3 protein-coding genes are annotated in these 2,176 nt (G+C 33.5%); all 3 read right to left on the bottom strand.

What is annotated here, in order from left to right:
- Nucleotides 1-132: ATP-binding cassette domain-containing protein (locus AC1DSB_RS18435; protein ID WP_477587320.1), on the bottom strand; the 132-nt coding region annotated here is incomplete at its 3' end.
- Nucleotides 133-155: 23 nt separating this feature from the next.
- Nucleotides 156-1,349 carry an ABC transporter permease gene (locus AC1DSB_RS18430; protein WP_477533128.1) on the bottom strand — a complete coding sequence of 398 codons (1,194 nt, stop codon included), beginning with the start codon at nucleotides 1,347-1,349 and terminating at the stop codon, nucleotides 156-158.
- An 11-nt stretch (nucleotides 1,350-1,360) separates the two neighbouring features.
- Nucleotides 1,361-2,176: ABC transporter (locus tag AC1DSB_RS18425; protein WP_477587319.1), on the bottom strand; the 816-nt coding region annotated here is incomplete at its 5' end.

The following is a 2,176-nucleotide window of genomic DNA, read 5'->3' as shown; positions in this document are numbered from 1 at the left end:
CATAAGTGTTGACTTTCCAGTCCCATTCGGAGCCACCAAACCAATAATTTCTCCCGGATTGAAAATCACCGAAACATCTTTTAAAATGACTCTACTTGAAAAGTGAACACCAATATTTTTTAATTCAATCATATCTTCACTCCATCTCTATCAAACTAAAGTAGCCTAAACTTTCTTTGATTACTAATCAAGAAAGTCGATAACAGAAAAATACACGTACACAATCCTAATACGGAGAGTCCGCCTTCAAATGTGAGTGCTTTGGAATTATAAAGATAGTTCCGATACCCCGAGATAATTTGCCCAACTTGAACATAGCTCGTTGGAGTCCACTGAATATTCCAGACCGTCCCATTCCCTCTATCAAAATAGATAAATTCAGCAATAACAAACACACTACCTACCAATAAATTTGCAAACTCATTTTTTAACATTACACTCACAAGAAGTAGTAATGAAATGATGAATAAAAACCAGAAAACCATAAAGAGCATGTTTTGTATTAGATATTCCCATAGCATTATATTTGAAAATAATTTTTCATCAGCAGAATATATCGGAACAGGTAAATCAAAATCTCCAAATCCATTTCGCCCACCAATTATCAATAAACCAACAGAGAGTGGAATAATTGATAGGATGGTACCTAGTAAGGCAACTCCTCCTTTTACAAGCAACTTTCTCCAAATTGAAAGTGGTAAACCTTGTAAAAGTGTTGGATTCCGGCGATCCTTCAACACGATATCCACCGTGAAGAATATACAGCTAACAATGAGAATTAGCGGAAGGTTAGAGTGTAACAGACGTTGCAATGTTTGTAAGGCTGTCCTTTCTTCGAAAATATTTACAGATAAACTCGATTTCCCTTCTGTATATCCTTCGTATCGACTTGCAGAATATAAATAGGCATAGTGTCCGTCCATCGGTGCATAATTATTTCCAAATGTGTAATACCCCGGATTATAAAATAGGACACCCATTCCCCTGTAAAAAATCATCTTATCAGCGTACTCATACCACTTAGAAGTAGCCTCAGCATACTCTTTCAGATTGTGATGTTTTATAGCTTCTAATCGTCCCTTATCATATTCATTCCATTCTGGGTAAATTTCTACAGCAAAAAAAGTTAAGAAATGTGTTCCTGCACTAATCTCAACATTATTTAGAAATTCCTCCCTTGTTAGATACCGTGCTTCAATTTCACTTTCATCTACTTTTTCAATAGGGTTATATGTTGGAGCAATTATTAGTGCATAATAACATGAGAAAAAAAGTAAAATGACATAAATTGCAATATTTTTCTTATTGCTAATAAATTGAAAAAATTCGAACTTGAAATACGCCAACATTCCTCACTCCCCTATATCTTTTTAAGTTTCCCAGTAGTCAAGAAGTACTTTACAGCGACTACCATTATGGCAATACTAATCCCGATATAGATAAGAACATGTGTGCTATTTAGGACGACTGGGTTTGCCAGGACAAGAGACTGTCCATTCAAAATACCCGGAAAATTCAAATAATTAAATGGATTAAACGGTACAAGGTTCATCATGTTTGGAAATAATATAGGGAAAATATACAATAATAATTGCACAAAAAGCGTCAAATACATATTCTTCAATAAAACATTTAATATTATTGATAATAGTATTGTAAAAATGGAAATCAAAATCATATAAAGTATAGATATACCTAGGTATTGGTATATTGGATAAACTTCAAAAATACCATCAAAGATAGCAATCGGGAAGGAAGGGTTACCAAATCCCTTAAAATAAATTAACGGTAGACTGCAAACAAATAACTCTAGAAGAAATATTCCTACTATGAGCATTAATGAGATACATTTAGCTATTACATACTTATCAAACGTGATTGGATATCCCTTAATTAAAGATGTATGTTGGAAGTCCTCAATCATGATTCCACATGAATACATACACATGAAAACAAACCAGACTGAACCTAGTACTCCAAATAGATAAGCAAGAAATGGAAAGAAAGATAATGAATCTATGGAAAACGACATTCCGGTTTTCTTAATAGATTGATAAAACACTCGATCTAATTGATTTTCTACTTTTGTAGGTAGATAAATCGCAACACGATCAAAGCCCTCCATATCAAATGAGTTAGCTCTTAAATCTGCAAGGTCTATAGCTGTATCTACAAA

The organism is Paenisporosarcina sp. P4_E4_2 (assembly GCF_056401595.1).
Note: the sequence above shows the minus strand (reverse complement) of the source record. Positions and strands in the feature narration are given on the sequence as shown.

What these genes read in the sequence shown, in the direction of transcription:
- AC1DSB_RS18430 (WP_477533128.1), bottom strand. Translation starts at nt 1,349, where the DNA reads ATGTTGGCGTATTTCAAGTTCGAATTTTTTCAATTTATTAGCAATAAG.